General features: G+C 63.6%; 12 protein-coding genes. 2 read left to right on the top strand and 10 right to left on the bottom strand.

Annotated features, from left to right (window positions below; all coding sequences use genetic code 11):
* Window positions 1-7: 7 nt before the first annotated feature.
* The 6 genes from AB1286_RS22385 to AB1286_RS22360 form a co-directional block, all read right to left on the bottom strand.
* On the bottom strand, window positions 8-784 hold the full coding sequence (locus AB1286_RS22385) for a response regulator (protein ID WP_430365441.1): 777 nt from the start codon (window positions 782-784) through the stop codon (window positions 8-10).
* A 63-nt stretch (window positions 785-847) separates the two neighbouring features.
* Window positions 848-2,992 (bottom strand): ATP-binding protein, encoded by a 2,145-nt coding sequence (locus AB1286_RS22380; protein ID WP_430365440.1) that lies wholly within the window; start codon window positions 2,990-2,992, stop codon window positions 848-850.
* A 17-nt stretch (window positions 2,993-3,009) separates the two neighbouring features.
* On the bottom strand, window positions 3,010-3,375 hold the full coding sequence (locus AB1286_RS22375; RefSeq protein ID WP_430365439.1) for a response regulator: 366 nt from the start codon (window positions 3,373-3,375) through the stop codon (window positions 3,010-3,012).
* Window positions 3,376-3,525: 150 nt separating this feature from the next.
* A complete protein-coding gene (locus tag AB1286_RS22370; protein ID WP_430365438.1) occupies window positions 3,526-3,747 on the bottom strand; it encodes a hypothetical protein in 222 nt (73 codons plus the stop codon).
* A gap of 167 nt (window positions 3,748-3,914) precedes the next feature.
* Window positions 3,915-6,056, bottom strand: coding sequence for an FUSC family protein (locus tag AB1286_RS22365; protein WP_430365437.1), 2,142 nt, complete (start codon window positions 6,054-6,056; stop codon window positions 3,915-3,917).
* Window positions 6,057-6,316: 260 nt separating this feature from the next.
* The gene (locus tag AB1286_RS22360; protein WP_430365436.1) at window positions 6,317-7,471 is read right to left on the bottom strand and encodes a porin; all 1,155 of its coding nucleotides are present in this window, start codon (window positions 7,469-7,471) and stop codon (window positions 6,317-6,319) included.
* Window positions 7,472-7,865: 394 nt separating this feature from the next.
* On the opposite strand from AB1286_RS22360, the gene AB1286_RS22355 reads away from it, so the two are divergent.
* Complete coding sequence (locus tag AB1286_RS22355; RefSeq protein WP_430365435.1) at window positions 7,866-8,828, top strand: LysR family transcriptional regulator; 963 nt, start codon at window positions 7,866-7,868, stop codon at window positions 8,826-8,828.
* Window positions 8,829-8,959: 131 nt separating this feature from the next.
* A complete protein-coding gene (locus AB1286_RS22350; protein WP_430365434.1) occupies window positions 8,960-9,289 on the top strand; it encodes a DUF4148 domain-containing protein in 330 nt (109 codons plus the stop codon).
* 102 nt (window positions 9,290-9,391) lie between these two features.
* On the opposite strand, the gene AB1286_RS22345 is transcribed toward AB1286_RS22350, so the two are convergent.
* From AB1286_RS22345 to galU, 4 genes are all read right to left on the bottom strand, one after another.
* The gene (locus AB1286_RS22345) at window positions 9,392-9,838 is read right to left on the bottom strand and encodes an HU family DNA-binding protein (RefSeq protein WP_430365433.1); all 447 of its coding nucleotides are present in this window, start codon (window positions 9,836-9,838) and stop codon (window positions 9,392-9,394) included.
* Window positions 9,839-10,102: 264 nt separating this feature from the next.
* Window positions 10,103-12,211, bottom strand: a complete 2,109-nt coding sequence (locus AB1286_RS22340; protein ID WP_430365432.1) for a phosphocholine-specific phospholipase C — start codon at window positions 12,209-12,211, stop codon at window positions 10,103-10,105.
* A 186-nt stretch (window positions 12,212-12,397) separates the two neighbouring features.
* Entirely contained in the window at window positions 12,398-12,718 is a 321-nt protein-coding gene (locus AB1286_RS22335; RefSeq protein ID WP_430365431.1) for a hypothetical protein, read from the bottom strand.
* A gap of 246 nt (window positions 12,719-12,964) precedes the next feature.
* Window positions 12,965-13,855: a UTP--glucose-1-phosphate uridylyltransferase GalU gene (gene galU, locus AB1286_RS22330; RefSeq protein WP_430365430.1), complete on the bottom strand. Its 891-nt coding sequence runs from the start codon at window positions 13,853-13,855 to the stop codon at window positions 12,965-12,967.
* Window positions 13,856-14,246 lie beyond the last annotated feature (391 nt).

Raw genomic sequence — 14,246 nt, 5'->3', positions numbered from 1 at the left:
CGCGCCCTCAAGACTCGCGATCGCCGTCGTCGGTCGCGGCGGAGCCGACCGCGGCCCGGCTTAGCTTGTCCACCGCAACGGCGAAAACATATCCGGCACCGCGCTCGGTCTTGATGTATTCGGGTCGCGAGGGGTTCTCTTCGATCTTGCGCCGCAAGCGTAGGATCTGGACGTCGATCGAGCGGTCGTAGACGTCGTCGTACAACCGGCTCGCCTCGAGCAGTTGTTCGCGCGTGAGCACTCGGCCCGGCGCCGCCAAAAACGCGCTCAATAAAGAGAACTCGCCGTTGGTCAGCGGCACGTTCTCGCCCGCCGGCGTAGTCAGTTTGCGCGTGCCGATATTGAGCTGCCAACCCGCGAAGCGATATGCGCGCGCGTCGAGCTGACGCCCGCTCGCGGCGGCCACGACGGCGGAGCGCCGTAGCAGCGCACGTACGCGAGCCAGCAATTCACGCGAACTGAAGGGCTTGGTCAGATAATCGTCGGCGCCCAATTCCAGCGCCATGACGCGGTCGGCTTCGTCACGGCGGCCCGATACGACGATGATGGGCAACGTGGACGACTCGCGAATCTTGCGCGCGATATCGATGCCGTCCTCGCCGGGCAAGCGCAGATCGAGTACGACGAGGTCGATGGCCTGCTCCTCGAGCGCCTTGGCCATTTCCTTGCCGTTGGCCGCAACGCTCACGCGCATGTCGTTTTCGCTCAGATAGGCGGCAATGAGATCGCGCACCGCTTCGTCATCGTCGACCACGAGCACATGGGCAGGGTTGATGTCGTTCATGAGGGACTGCTTTCGGCAACGCAAAGGAAAATTATAGTTGGAAGCGCCGGATCGACCACCGTGTCAACCCACGCCATCGCGTTTGAGCGCTTCGCGAACCGCAGCCGCCAGGTCCACGAGCAGCACCGGCTTTTTCAAAACCGTGCGAACGCCGAGCGCGCGCGTATCTTCCTCCGCGACCGCGGTGCCGTAACCGCTCATGAGTAGAAACGGCAAATCGGCGCGCACGGTTCTGATTTTCCCGATCAATTCGGTACCCGTCATCTCCGGCATCGAGTGATCGGTCAGCACCAGATCGAAACGCCCCGGATCGGCGAGGAAGGTTTCCAGCGCTTCGAGCGGCGAAGAAAATCCGAGCGGTTCATAGCCGAGTTCGGCCAACAGATCCTCGCAAAGCTCGACGAGCGCCCGCTCGTCGTCCACTAGTAGGATCGTCTCGCCGTTTCCGCGCTTCGTTTCGGTGGCCCGTCGCGGCGCCGCCGCAGGACGCTGAGCGGACAACGGCAAATAAATGTCGAACCGAGTGCCGCGTCCGACTTCGCTCTTCACTTCGATGGCCCCGCCATATTCCTTGACGATGCCGTCCACGAGCGAAAGGCCGAGGCCTGTCCCGCCCACCGACTTGCGGGTCGTGAAGAAAGGATCGAACATTCGCTCTTGAACCGTGGGACTAATGCCGGCCCCCGTGTCCGCCACGCCGACGCATACGTAGCGACCGCTTTGAAGCGTACCCGAGGTCAGCGCCAACGCTTGAGCGGTCGCGACCTCGCGGGCCGACACGGTGATCGTCCCCGACTCCGGGAGCGCGTGACGTGCGTTGCTGCATAGATTCATCACGACCTGATGCAGGTGCGTGGGATCGCCCAGCACATAGGCCTGCGGCGCGCCAAGCTCGAGAACGACCGTCACCTCGGGGGGCAAACTGGCTTTGAGCAATTCCACCGTCTCGACGAGAACCTGTTCCACATGCACCGGCAGGCGGGCCGTCATGCCGCTGCGGCTGAACGCGAGAATCCGTTCGACCAATAGGCTCGCGCGCATGCCTGCATTGAGCACCTGCTGAACGTCGCGCCGAAGCGGAGCGTCCGCGGCGAGTGCGCGGTACACTCGCTCGCCGTAGCCGACGATCGCGCTCAAGATGTTGTTGAAGTCGTGAGCGATACCGCCCGCGAACGTACCGAGCGCCTCCAGCTTTTGCGATTGGCGCAATTGCGCCTCGAGCCGCAGGCGTTCGACCTCGGCCTCCCGGCGCGCGCTCACGTCGTCGATCACGGCCACGAGCATCCCACCCAGCGCGCCGCTTTCGGAGAGCCGGGAAATCGTGATCTCGGTCCAAATGACGTGCCCATCCCGATGGATGTAACGCTTCTCGAACTTGACCGACGAGCGTTCGCCGCGCTCGAGTTCTCCGATCTTGACCTGCATCGATTCGATATCGTCGGGATGCGTGATGTCGGAGGCGCCCAATTGCTGCAACTCGTCTATCGAATAACCCACCATGCGTTTGAACGCCGGATTGGCGACCATGTAGGGCTGGTTCGGCTGCAACATGACGATACCCACCGGCGCCTCGTCGAACACGGCGCGCCAGCGCTGTTCGCCGGCCGCGAGCTCGCTGTTGGCCAACGCCTGGCGGCGGACCTGCCGCACCATCGCGTAGAGCAAGATGAGCACGAACGACGAAATGGCAAGCGTACGCACGAGCGCCGTCCACGCGTTGCCGCGCCACTCGCGCAGGATGTCCGCGCGCGGGCGGCCTACGTCGATCGTCAACGGATAGCCGGGCACGGGCAGCCGGGCAGTCTCGAGCTCGTTCGACTCGTCTTGCGGCAGCGACGCGCCTGCCGCACAGCGAAACGCGCTCTCGGCACCGGTGCCCGTTAGCGCGACCACCAGGCGCTCATCGCGCGCCATGTCGCCGACCCGAGCGAGTAGCGTCCCGCAATCGAGATCGCTGGGATGCTGCAACGCCGAGGGCATCCGATCGAGCGTGCCGCCGATGTGATCGGCTAGCACACGCGCAACGAGCGCGACGGTACGGTGACCTTCTTCGAGGGAAATTCGCCGAGCCTCACGCACGTTGTGAAAAGCCGCGGCGCACACGAGCGTGACGAGCAGCAGTCCACCCACGACCGTGGTGCGGTAACGGCTATGGATCGGCCAGCCGTCGTAAGTGCCGGCGGGCCTGCCGGAGGAAGGGGTATGCACGTTCTCGAGGCAGGCTTTTATTGGACGGGCTCGCCCATGAGTTGTCTGACGTTTGCGACGAGCGCGCCGCAATCGAGCGGCTTCGCAAGCACTCGGTCGGCACCGAGTTGCCGCGCAACCGACCCCGCCGTGGCCGCATTGAACCGGAAACGGCCCGAGATGGCAACGATTCGTGCATTGGGGTAGCTCGCGCGCAACGCGCGAAGGCTATCGGCGCCGCCCGTCTTCGGCTCGCCCAGGTCGACCACGAGCAGCTTCGGCACCGGGCCGGCATGTGCATCGATGAGCGAGGCCGCCGCGAGACCCGCATCGAGCAAGGTCGCGACGATCAACTCGCGCATCACCGAATCGTCTTCGATCACGAGAATTTGGTCCGCACTCACAATATCCTTTTGCCCCGCCGCTGTGCACGCGTAGTGCAGGCTGGCGAGGCAACGGTAGCTGCGGGCGGTTACCGGTCTGTTTCGGGCATCAACCCGTTAGGTTACATCCGAAACATAGGTGCGCGCCGAAGCCGGCGCGGCATGACGGCGTCAAGCGCCGAAGTAGATGTTGCAAAACGACACCGGACCGACGCAGTGGTCTTCGCTACCGGTTTGCGATCGCGGCTGTGCCCGCGCGGCAGCTTGCGCATCGGCGCTGCTCGGCGTGCTTTGTGCGGCGGCAGCGGCGGCCGTCACGGGCACGTTGCTCTGCGCATGAGCGACGGCGGCGCATAGGGAAAGGGCGAGAACGAGGCATTGCAGGGGTTTCACGGCTGGACTCCGAACAAGCAGCAAAGCGTGCTGCGACGGGACAAACTATAAGACGCGGTGTCGCATCAATTAAGCAGCCGCTGCGGAAAGGAGACTTTGCTCGGCCGGATCAATGCGGCGATCTCGTGCCGATGCGAAACGGCCTTTGCGCTTGTTCATGCGCCCGCTCATACGCGGCTCGCTTCCTCTCGATGAAACGGCGCGTCGTAATCGAGCAGCGCGCTACGCAACAGATAGAGGTCGCCCGCAAGTTGCTGGAACGTCGTTTGACGGGGCCCCGGCCCCACCGTGCGTGCCTGCACGGCCACCCTGGCCAGCGCCCGATCCGCGGCGCGCACCGCCAACGCCACGCGGCGCGCATCGGGTTGCTCGAACAAGTCCGCTACGCGCCGCCCGGTGTGTTCGACGCAACGCACCCAGCGATGTCGATCCGGTACGCGCTCGGGCGCGAGCCTGCCGAGGTTCGTGCGCAAGTCCAGTAACGCCTGCCCAAGCTCCAGCGTTGCGAGCAGCCAGTGCCACGCCTCGTCGTATCGACGCGTACCGGGCGTGAGCAATATGCGCAGCTGCGAGGACAAATCGTGCGTACGTGCGTGAAAGCGCGCATCGGCCCCATCGAGCCGGGTGGTCCATGCAAACGCCACTTCCCGTCGAAGGTCGCGCTGAATACGGCCCACCACCCACGGCGTTTGCAACGGAAAGACCAATGTCCCCATCACTACGGAGACAAGGAGTGCCGAGACCACGGCGAGCCCGTTGTTCAGCAGCGCGTCGGGCGTGTAGTTCATCACGTTGTCCGGCCCCGCGAGCACGACGAAGAAAACGCATAGACCGATACCGTATCCCGACACGGCCGGGCGCGCCGCCAGAAAAGCGCTGCCGGCGACGATCGGTGCGAGCACCATGCATAACAGCGGAAAGCCGTCGATCGCCGGATAGACGTAGCACATATAGACATAGCCGAGCGCCACGGCGGCGGCCGCGCCCAATGCGATTTGCATCGAAAGCTTTTCGGGGCGAGGGGCGGCCGATGTGAGACCGGTCACGATCGCGGCCGCGATAACGGCCAACTCGCCGCTCGGCCACGCGGTCGACACCCAAAACGCGCTGACGGCACCCACCGTCAGCGCGTTGCGCACGAACGTCAGCGCGACCACGTACGCGCTCGTACGCGTGGGCGGCGCCGCCACTCGCGGCGCCGAATCGGCTCGCGCATGGCCGGCGTCCGCGTCCAAGTATGCGAGCAGGCTGCCGATGAGCCGGTGGAGCGCTTCGCGCATCGTCTGCGTTTCGATCGAAGAAGGGATGTCCTCGTTCGCTGCGGGCGCCTGCGGCGAGCGAGGCGCGAGCGAATCGGCAAGACGAGCCAGCTCGGCGAGCGGCTGCGGATCGGGTGCGTGGGCGGAGTCGGCGCGCCACCGGTCGATCAGCGCCGAGGCTTGCCGCAATGCCGGCGATACGTCGGCCGTCAGTGCATTCGCGCCCGAACGGTCGAGCCGTTCGATCTGCTGCTCGAGCACGTGCAGCCGCGAGCATAGCGCAGCGAATTCGCCATCGATCTTGGTCAGCCGCCGGCTCCGCATGCGCAGGTTCGGGTCTTCGTAGGAGGCGAACGTGCGCGCCGCCTCGAACCCCGCGATGCCGGCCGCCAGGCCCGCGAAGCGCTGCTGGAACGAGGCGTCGTCGCAACGGCCGCCGAGCACGTCGGCGCATAGTTCGAGGATCGCGTTGCGGCGCTGACGCTGTCCATGCATGAGCGCGGTGCTGGCGCGAACCGGGAATACCAGCGCGCTGAACGCCGCCGAACAAAGGATACCGATGGTGACTTCCGCCGCGCGCGTCAACGCGGCGATAAACAGCGCATCGGGATGCGTCGTCGCCGGAATGCCGACGAGGACCGCCGTATAACCCGCAAGCACGAAGGCGTACCACCGGAAATGCCGGAAGCGGACGGCAAGCGCGGTACAGGTGGCGGTCCAAAGCGTGAGCACGCCGAGATACATCTCGGGCTGCTGCGGAAACACCGCGCCGAAGACCACGGCGGCGCTCGCCCCCGCCGCCGTGCCGAGAACGCGATAGAAGCACTTGGCGAGCACCATGCCCGTCACCGGCTGCATGAGGACGAACACGGTCAGCATAGCCACGGGAGGCGCCGGCAATTCGAGCGTCATCGCAATACCGAGCGCGACGAGGGCCGCGCATGTGGTCTTGAACAGATGAAGCCATATCAAGCCGTCGCGCGCGGCGAAATCCGACGCCGCCTCGCACAACCGCTTGAAAAAATAGGGCGTGGCGCTTCGTCCGGACAATGACGATTCGAAATCAGGTCGGGTGCTCACGATGGCGAGGGAGAAGGCGCTGCGTGCAGCGGCGAAATAGGATCGAATGCCGCGGTTGCAGCGGCATTTCAGAGGCCGCTTGCCGTATTACATTTGAATCAACGGGCGCGAATCGCCCTAAAAAAAAGCGCGGCGAGAACGCCGCGCAAAAACTCACTCAAGAGATACAGCTACCGCTTCTCTCGGCAAGCGAGAGGGACTACCAACTACAGGGGGTACAGAAAATTCCTTTAGAAGCGCGTGCGCATACCGATCGTGCCGACTACCTGGTTTGCCGTCGACGACGCGCCGCCCGCCGTATTGATGAAGGCGACGTAATGGTTGCCCGAGGCATGCTGGTACATCGCTTCGAGATAGACGTCCGTTCGCTTGGACAGCGCATAGACGCTCTGGAAATCGACCGAATGCCACTTCGGATCGTTGCCGAACGTCGCGGTGTTGTCGACGTGACCATCCGTATACGTATAGGCGAGGCCCAACGTCAGTTGCGGGGTCGCCGCGTAACGTCCGTTCACTTCGTAGTTGTTGAACGACACGTTTCCGCCCGCCGAACCGAAGGAATTCGAATTCTCGAACAAGCTGTGCGTATAGACGAAGCCGGCCGTTACCGGTCCGATCGCGTAATTCAGCCCACCGCCGATCACACGCTGTACGCCCGCGCCCAGCGCAAACCCGCCCTTGCCGTTCGCCGTCGATTCCGCGATATCGATCGCGCCGGGGCTGCCGGCGCTCGTGCCCGTCGAGCCGTTGATCTGCAAGTAGCCCGCCGCTACGTTCAACGGGCCGTTGTTATAGCTCACGCCGAAGCTGTATGCGCGATCGGCCGAGAAATTCTGGTTGTTCGAGAACGCGTACATGCCACCGAACTTCAGCCCGTAGATGCTGTTGCTCGCATACTTCACGGCATTGCTGATCCGCACCGAGTGGTTCAGATTGTCGTTGTCGAACGGGTGCGCAAACCCCGTATCGCCGAACGTACCGGCCGTTGCCGACAGCGGTGCGACATAGTCCACCAAGGAATCGTACTGACGGCCGAGCGTGAGCGTGCCGAACTCGCGGCTAGCAAGACCCAAGTACGCTTGGCGGCCGAAGAACCGGCTGTCCTGGCCAAGCTTGCCGTTTTGCACGTTGAATCCGTTCTCCAACACGAACAGCGCCTTAAGACCGCCGCCGAGGTCCTCCGCGCCGCGCACGCCGAAACGGCTGCCGTTAATGTTGCCGCTCGTCGCTTGCCACAGCGGGCCATGCGCGCCGCCGCTCGCCACGTTGTTCGTGTACATCAGTCCGGCATCGATCAGGCCGTACAGCGTTACCGCGCTTTGTGCGTGAGCCGCCGACGCGGCGACCAAACCCACTGCGCACAGTGCCAAGTGCAACTTTTTCACGAATTAGCTCCACGATTGTTCGGATGACTGAATGAATCAGCGGACGCAGTGTAGGAATTGATGCGCCTGAAAAAAGCCCATTCATCCGGATCGGTCCATTCCGTGGACGCGGGTAATCGATTCAATAATCCGTCACAGTGCCGCTGCGCCGAGCCTTCGCGAGACAAACGGGCACGGCCGCCCCGACGGGGAGTACGAGCGAGTTGCACCGAAACCACAGTCTGGGCGCGCATCGCCCAAGCACCCTCGGAGCCGCTCATTACATTTGAAATCGACCGCACGGGGCGATGAAACAGCGACGAAACAGCGCACTTCGATACTTCTCGCATCTCCAGACCGAAAGCCTCGCGCCCGCCTGCGCCTATCGGCATACCTCACGAATGCATCAGGCCAGATGAACACCTTGCACAACATGCAGATCTTTGTCCGGGTCATCGATACCGGCAGCTTCACGGCCGCTGCGGCGTCGCTCGACGTCGGCCTTGGCACCGCATCGCGGGCCATCAGCGAGCTGGAAGAACATCTGCGCACGCGCCTCATACACCGTTCCACACGACGCATTTCCCCGACGGCCGAAGGGCTCGTCTACGCCGAGCGATGCCGGCGCATTCTGGCGGACGTCGTACGCGCCGAAGACGATACCGCGAGCGCCGCGGATCGCCCGAGCGGCTTGCTGCGCGTTCATAGCTTAGCCAGTCTCGGTCAGCGGCACGTCATGCCCGCGATCAAGCACTACCGTGCGCGTTATCCGGAAGTGCAGGTGGAATTGACCTTGTCGCAGACGCCCCCCAGCCTCTTCGACGGGACCTGCGATGCGTCGGTCATTGCGTGGTCGTCTGCGGCCGACGGCAATACGACTTCGCATCGCCTGGGGTATTCGCATAGCATCTTGTGCGCCTCGCCGGGCTATTTGAATACGCGCGGTGCGCCGGAAACGTTAAACGAGCTCTCGTCGCACGCATGCCTCACGCTCGGCACGTCCGACTCCGCGTCCAGCCTCTGGCGTCTCGAAGGGCCCGACGGCGAAGTCGTCCCGTTGGAAATCGATAGCGTCGTCAGCATCAACATTGCCGAATCGCTGGCGACGGCGGCACGCGTGGGCATGGGGATCGCGGCAATTCCGGCCTATGCCGCGCTCGACCAGTTGCACGACGGCACCCTAGTGCGCGTGCTGCCGCACTACACGCTCGATACGCGCCAGGTGTGCGTGCTCTATCCCTCGCATCGATTCGTCGATGCGCGCACGCGCTCGTGGATCAATTTCATTTGCGCTTGGCTCCCCCCGCGACTCGAACGCGACGTGTCGGCGTTGAACGAATTGGCCGCGGGCATCGACGCGCAAACCGTCGCCGCCTGAATGTCTCGATTGCGGCCGCCGCCGGAAAGATTCCTTCTCCGGGCATGCGTTAACCCTAAGCGGCGCCCGCTCTACACTGGGCTATCGAATCAAGGCATACCCCGTCCCCCCCGTCCACGGAGCCTCTCAACGTGAAATCGCTTACCCGCGTCCTTACGCTTTCCGCCGTCCTCATCGTTCCCGCCGTTTCGTTCGCGCAATCGAATGGCCCGCTGACCCGCGCGCAAGTACGCGCCGAACTCGTGCAACTCGAAAGCACCGGCTGGCGCCCCGGCGCAGGCAAGGATCCTCATTACCCGGAGGACATCCAAGCAGCGGAAGCGAAAGTTGCCGCGATGAATGCGGCGAGCGGCTACGGCGGCAGCGCGAACGGAAGCGCTAACGCCGGACAACCGCATGAGGCGCAAACGCGCGCCGCCCAAACCTCGGGCGACTTCGCCCAGCTCTACCGCAACCCTTGAGCGCTCGACGTATGCGCCGCTTCGAGCGGCGCACGCAGCGCAAAAAAAATCCGCGAAGGCGATGACGCCTTTGCGGATTTTTTGTCGACCGAAGCAGCTAAATTAGCCCGCCGCAGCGTCCTTCAGCTTCTTCAGCGCACGTGCCTTGATGCGCACGCTTGCCGGCTTGGCCGGGAACCAACGCTCTTCGCCCGTGAACGGATCCTTGCCGAAGCGCTTCTTCTTTGCCGGAACGGCTTGCACGACGATCTTGAGCAGACCCGACAGCGTGAACTCGCCGGCACCCTTCTTGTGCACCGAGCCGAGGATCGTGTCTTCGAGCGCAGCCAGCACTGCCTTGACGGACTTCGGTTCGATAGCCGCGCGCTCAGCGAGGTGAGCAGCCAGCGAGGCCTTCGTGAAGGTGTCCTTGATCGGCGACGGAGCGCCGGACGCCTTCACGGCGACCTTCTTAGCCGCGGCAGTCTTCGCGGGAGCCTTCTTGGCAACGACTTTCTTTGCCGGTGCGGCAGCAGCCTTTTTCGCAACCTTCTTTGCGGAAGTAACCATGTTTCTCCTACCTGTTGGTCGTTGAACGCATGAAACGGGCACGATGTGCAACGCTTCAACGCCGGATTCTACAAGCGCCGCGCGGCTTCATGCATCTCTTTTTTGTATTTCGGGCGTATGTTTACAGGGGTTTTGTTGCGCGCGGCCGACTATTTCGCCGCTAGATAGGCCCGTCGTCGATCCCGAACAACCGTCGACGACGGGTATAGAGGGGGCTTTCAGATGAGACAAGCCCCGAAATCACACCATCTTTAAAGGCCCTGTTCAGGCGATGCCGAGCGCGGGATCGCTCGTGCTGTGCCGGCCCGTTTCGACGTGACCGGCCAGCATGCGCACGAACAACGGGTCGGTATCGACGCTCACGTGCAGGTCGTACCAAGCATGATGCGCACGCAAATCGACATACAGGTCCACACTTTCGCCGCCCGCGACGCGGCGCTTGTGCGTGCTGCCGTCGTAGGCGTTGGAAATCGTGAACTCGCACGCCGCCGAGCCCTTGTTTTGCAGGCACAGCTGAAGGTTGCCGTTCGCGACGTCGTACGACTCGACCACTTCGGGCACGGCTACGCCCGCACTCCACCAATGCGCCGCCACCGCGCGCCCGGCGAACCGGCGTGCAAAGCCGTTCGGACCATGCACCGCGAAATCGTAGCTACCGTCCAAATGCAGCGCGAAATCGTCGGTGAGATGCTTGTGCGGCTCCACCGTATAGGCGCGCGGAGCGTCCAAGCTATGCGCCTTGTAGACGTGAAACGCGGCGCCCGCGTGCCCCGTATTCGTGAATTTCAACCGAAGCTGCGCCTCGCCCGCATCCGCGTGAGCACGGACGAACAACTCGTAGGGCAAAGCGCGCGCCGGACGCACGCCCGGCTCCTGGGCGGGCTTGGCCTGCACCAGCGGCGGCAACGGCACGTAGTCGGGGTGGCGCTGTTGGTCGGGCGGCACGTAGCCGCTCGTGCTCGGCAGCGTCGGGAACGTGGCGTTGGGATTGGCGAAATCGAATGCGCGCGTCAAATCGCCGCAAACGGCCTTGCGCCACGGCGTGATGTTCGCCTCGCACAGATTGTGCGCGTGGCCGAAGCGGCGAGCGATGAAGCGAATGATCGACGTATGGTCGAACGTCTCGGAGCAGACCCATCCGCCTTTCGACCACGGCGAGACTACCAGCATCGGCACGCGCGGCCCCAAACCGTAGGGCCCGGCGGGATAAGTCGCATTCCCGGCGAAGTACTCGTTCGTGGTGTCCACGGTCGATAGGCCCGATTCTTTCGACCAGGGCGCATACGGCGGTGCGACGTGATCGAAGAAGCCGTCGTTCTCGTCGTAGGTGATGAGCAGTGCGGTCTTGCTCCACAGCGCGGGATTGGACGTGAGCACCTGCAACACTTGATCGACATACCATGCGCCGTAATTCGCGGGCCAGTTCGGGTGTTCCGAATACGCCTCGGGCGCGACGATCCACGACACTTGCGGCAGCGTACCGTTCGCGACGTCTTGCTTGAGCAGGTCGAAATAGCCGCCGCTCGCGGCCACGTTGGTGCCCGTGCGTGCACGCTCGTAAAGCGGATCGCCCGGTTGCGCGTTGCGATATTGATTGAAGTAGAGCAGCGAGTTGTCGCCGTAGTTGCCGATATAGGCGTTCTGCGTCCATCCCCAAGAACCTGCCGCATTCAGACCCGTGCCGATATCCTGATAGATCTTCCACGAGATGCCGGCCGATTGCAGCACTTCGGGATAGGTCGACCAGCCGTACCCTGCCTCGGCATTGTCGATGACGGGGCCGCCGCCCTTACCGTCATTGCCGACCCAACCGGTCCACATGTAGTAGCGATTCGGATCGGTGGGCGTCATGCCCGAGCAGTGATAGGCGTCGCAAATCGTGAACGCATCGGCGAGCTGGTAGTGAAACGGAATATCTTGGCGCGTCAGATACGCCATCGTCGTAGTGCCCTTTGCGCTGACCCATTGATCGTAACGGCCACCGTTCCACGCGTTATGCGTGGTCGTCCAATCGTGGGGCAAGTCCTGGAGGAACTGCATGCCCAGATCGGGCGCGCTCGGCCGGAACGGCAGGACCTGGCCGGCATCGGCCAGCAAGGGCTGCTGCCAGACGGAATTGCCGTTGGGCAAACGGATCGCGCGCCGGTCGCCGTAGCCCCGCACGCCGCGCAGCGTGCCGAAGTAGTGGTCGAACGAGCGATTCTCTTGCATGAGAATCACGATGTGCTCGATGTCGTTGATGCTGCGCGTGGCGTCGTTCGCGGGAATCGCGAGCGCGTTACGGATACCGGCGGGCAACGCGCCCATCGCGGCGGCCGCGCCTGCCGCTTGAGCGGCGGCGCGCAGAAAATCACGGCGGCTGTTCGATGTCATATTGAATTCGTGTTTCTGACGAGGGAAAGGAACGATGACGGCATCGCGCTCGGCGATGCGCATCGGCGCACTACGGCAAAACGAACGACTGCAAGACACAAGCAACGGACGGCACTACGAAGATAGGCGATAAGCACGTGCTTTCCGCCTACGCGCCGCCGCCCGAATAACGGTAAAGCGAACGGTTCAGTCGGCGGTATGCATGACCGGCGGCAGCAGCGCATCGGATGCGGCGTGCTCGGGCGTGCCGTCTCCCGTATCGAATTGCTGCGCACGCGCGCTCGCTTGCGGTGCGAGCGCCGCGCGTGTTCCCGGCAACATGGCCGTCGTGGTTTCGGATCGCGCCTCGACGTCGTCATGGCCGCCGTCGCAGCCCGAGGCAAGCGCACAGACCGCGCCGGCGGCCATCGCCGCGATCAGCACGCGCCGATATCGGGCAAGCGGCGAAACGATGGGGAAACGTTTGCTCGGCAAACCGAAGGCTGTCCACGATCGTCGCTGGGTCATCGCCACTGCAAGCTCCCGCGCGTGAGTCCGCGCACTATGCCGGACACCGCGGCATGCACGGTATCCGATCGAATGGCCGACAAGCTTAGAAACGAATCGTGTCCGCTTGATGAATGGGAATGCGTCGCAAACGCGAAAACGCGCGCACGGCGAGGCCGGGCGCGCGTTGGTGCGATAAGGTGCCTGGGGCGATGTCGAAAGCGCGGCGCTTGAGGGCAGCCGGCCGCCTATGCATCGCCCGGGCTGTTACGAAGACGACGATGCGAGATGCCCGACGTAATCGCGCAGGTATGCATCGAATGCGCCCCCGATCTCGGGGTGCCGCAGCGCGAATTCGACGGTGGCTTTCAGATAGCCGAGCTTGCTGCCGCAATCGAAGCGCTGGCCGTAGTACCGGTAGGCAAGCACCTGCTCTTCGGCGAGCAGCGCATGCAGCGCGTCGGTCAACTGCAACTCGCCTTGCACGGACGGCTCTAGGCGGCGCAAATGCTGGAAGATGCTCGGCATCAACACATAGCGCCCCACGACGCCGAGATTCGACGGCGCGGCCTCGGGCGAGGGCTTCTCGACGATGCCCGAGAGCTTGAAGATGTCCTCCTCCCATTCGCGCCCTTCGACGATGCCGTAGGAACGGCTGTCTTCGCGCGCGATCGCTTCGACGCCGATGATCGTGCTGTGATAGTGATTGAAGACGTCGATCATCTGCTTCATGACGGGCTGCGCGCCGTGCAGCAGATCGTCGGCGAGGATCACCGCAAACGGGCTATCGGCGACGAGCTTTTCGGCGCACAGCACCGCATGGCCGAGGCCGCGCGCGGCCGGCTGACGCACGTAAAAGCAATCGACGTGGCTCGGTTTGATGCCGCGCACGAGCTCCAGCAGCTTCTCCTTGCCGCGCGCCTCGAGCTCCGCTTCGATTTCATACGACGTGTCGAAGTGATCTTCGATCGCGCGCTTGCTGCGGCCCGTGACGAAGATCAGTTCGGTGATACCCGCTTCGATCGCCTCTTCGACCGCATATTGGATCAACGGCTTATCGACGACGGGCAGCATCTCCTTGGGACTTGCCTTGGTGGCCGGAAGGAACCGCGTGCCCAGACCCGCCACTGGAAACACCGCTTTCGTAACTTTCAACATCGTTCGTTCCCTTGGGGTAATTGTTATCGTGACTGCGGCGCGCGCCCATCCCAAGCTCCGCGCCGCTCGATACGAGCGATCCAATGCGATCGCGCACTACCAACAAAAGCCGGTCATCGCGCCTTGTGTACGCGAGGCGCAGTTTTGACTCGAACCCGCCGAAATACAGCTATCTGATCAAATAGTGGGTATTCTCGTGATCAGTCGATATAGGACGGCGTCACGGCCGACCGCCGGTTACGCGGGCCGGCGCTCAAGCTGCGCGCCGGCGCATCCCTTACGCATACCGCCCGCCCGGTGAAGCGGTAAAGCGTGGCCGCCCGCTCAGCGAGCGCCGCGCATCGCGGCCTGTGCGAGGATGGCCGAAACGCTCTCGATCTGCTTGCGAGGC

It is taken from the genome of Trinickia sp. NRRL B-1857 (assembly GCF_050470685.1).
GTDB lineage: Bacteria > Pseudomonadota > Gammaproteobacteria > Burkholderiales > Burkholderiaceae > Trinickia.
The sequence above is the reverse complement of the archived record's forward strand: the minus strand, read 5'-3'. Positions and strand labels throughout refer to the sequence as shown.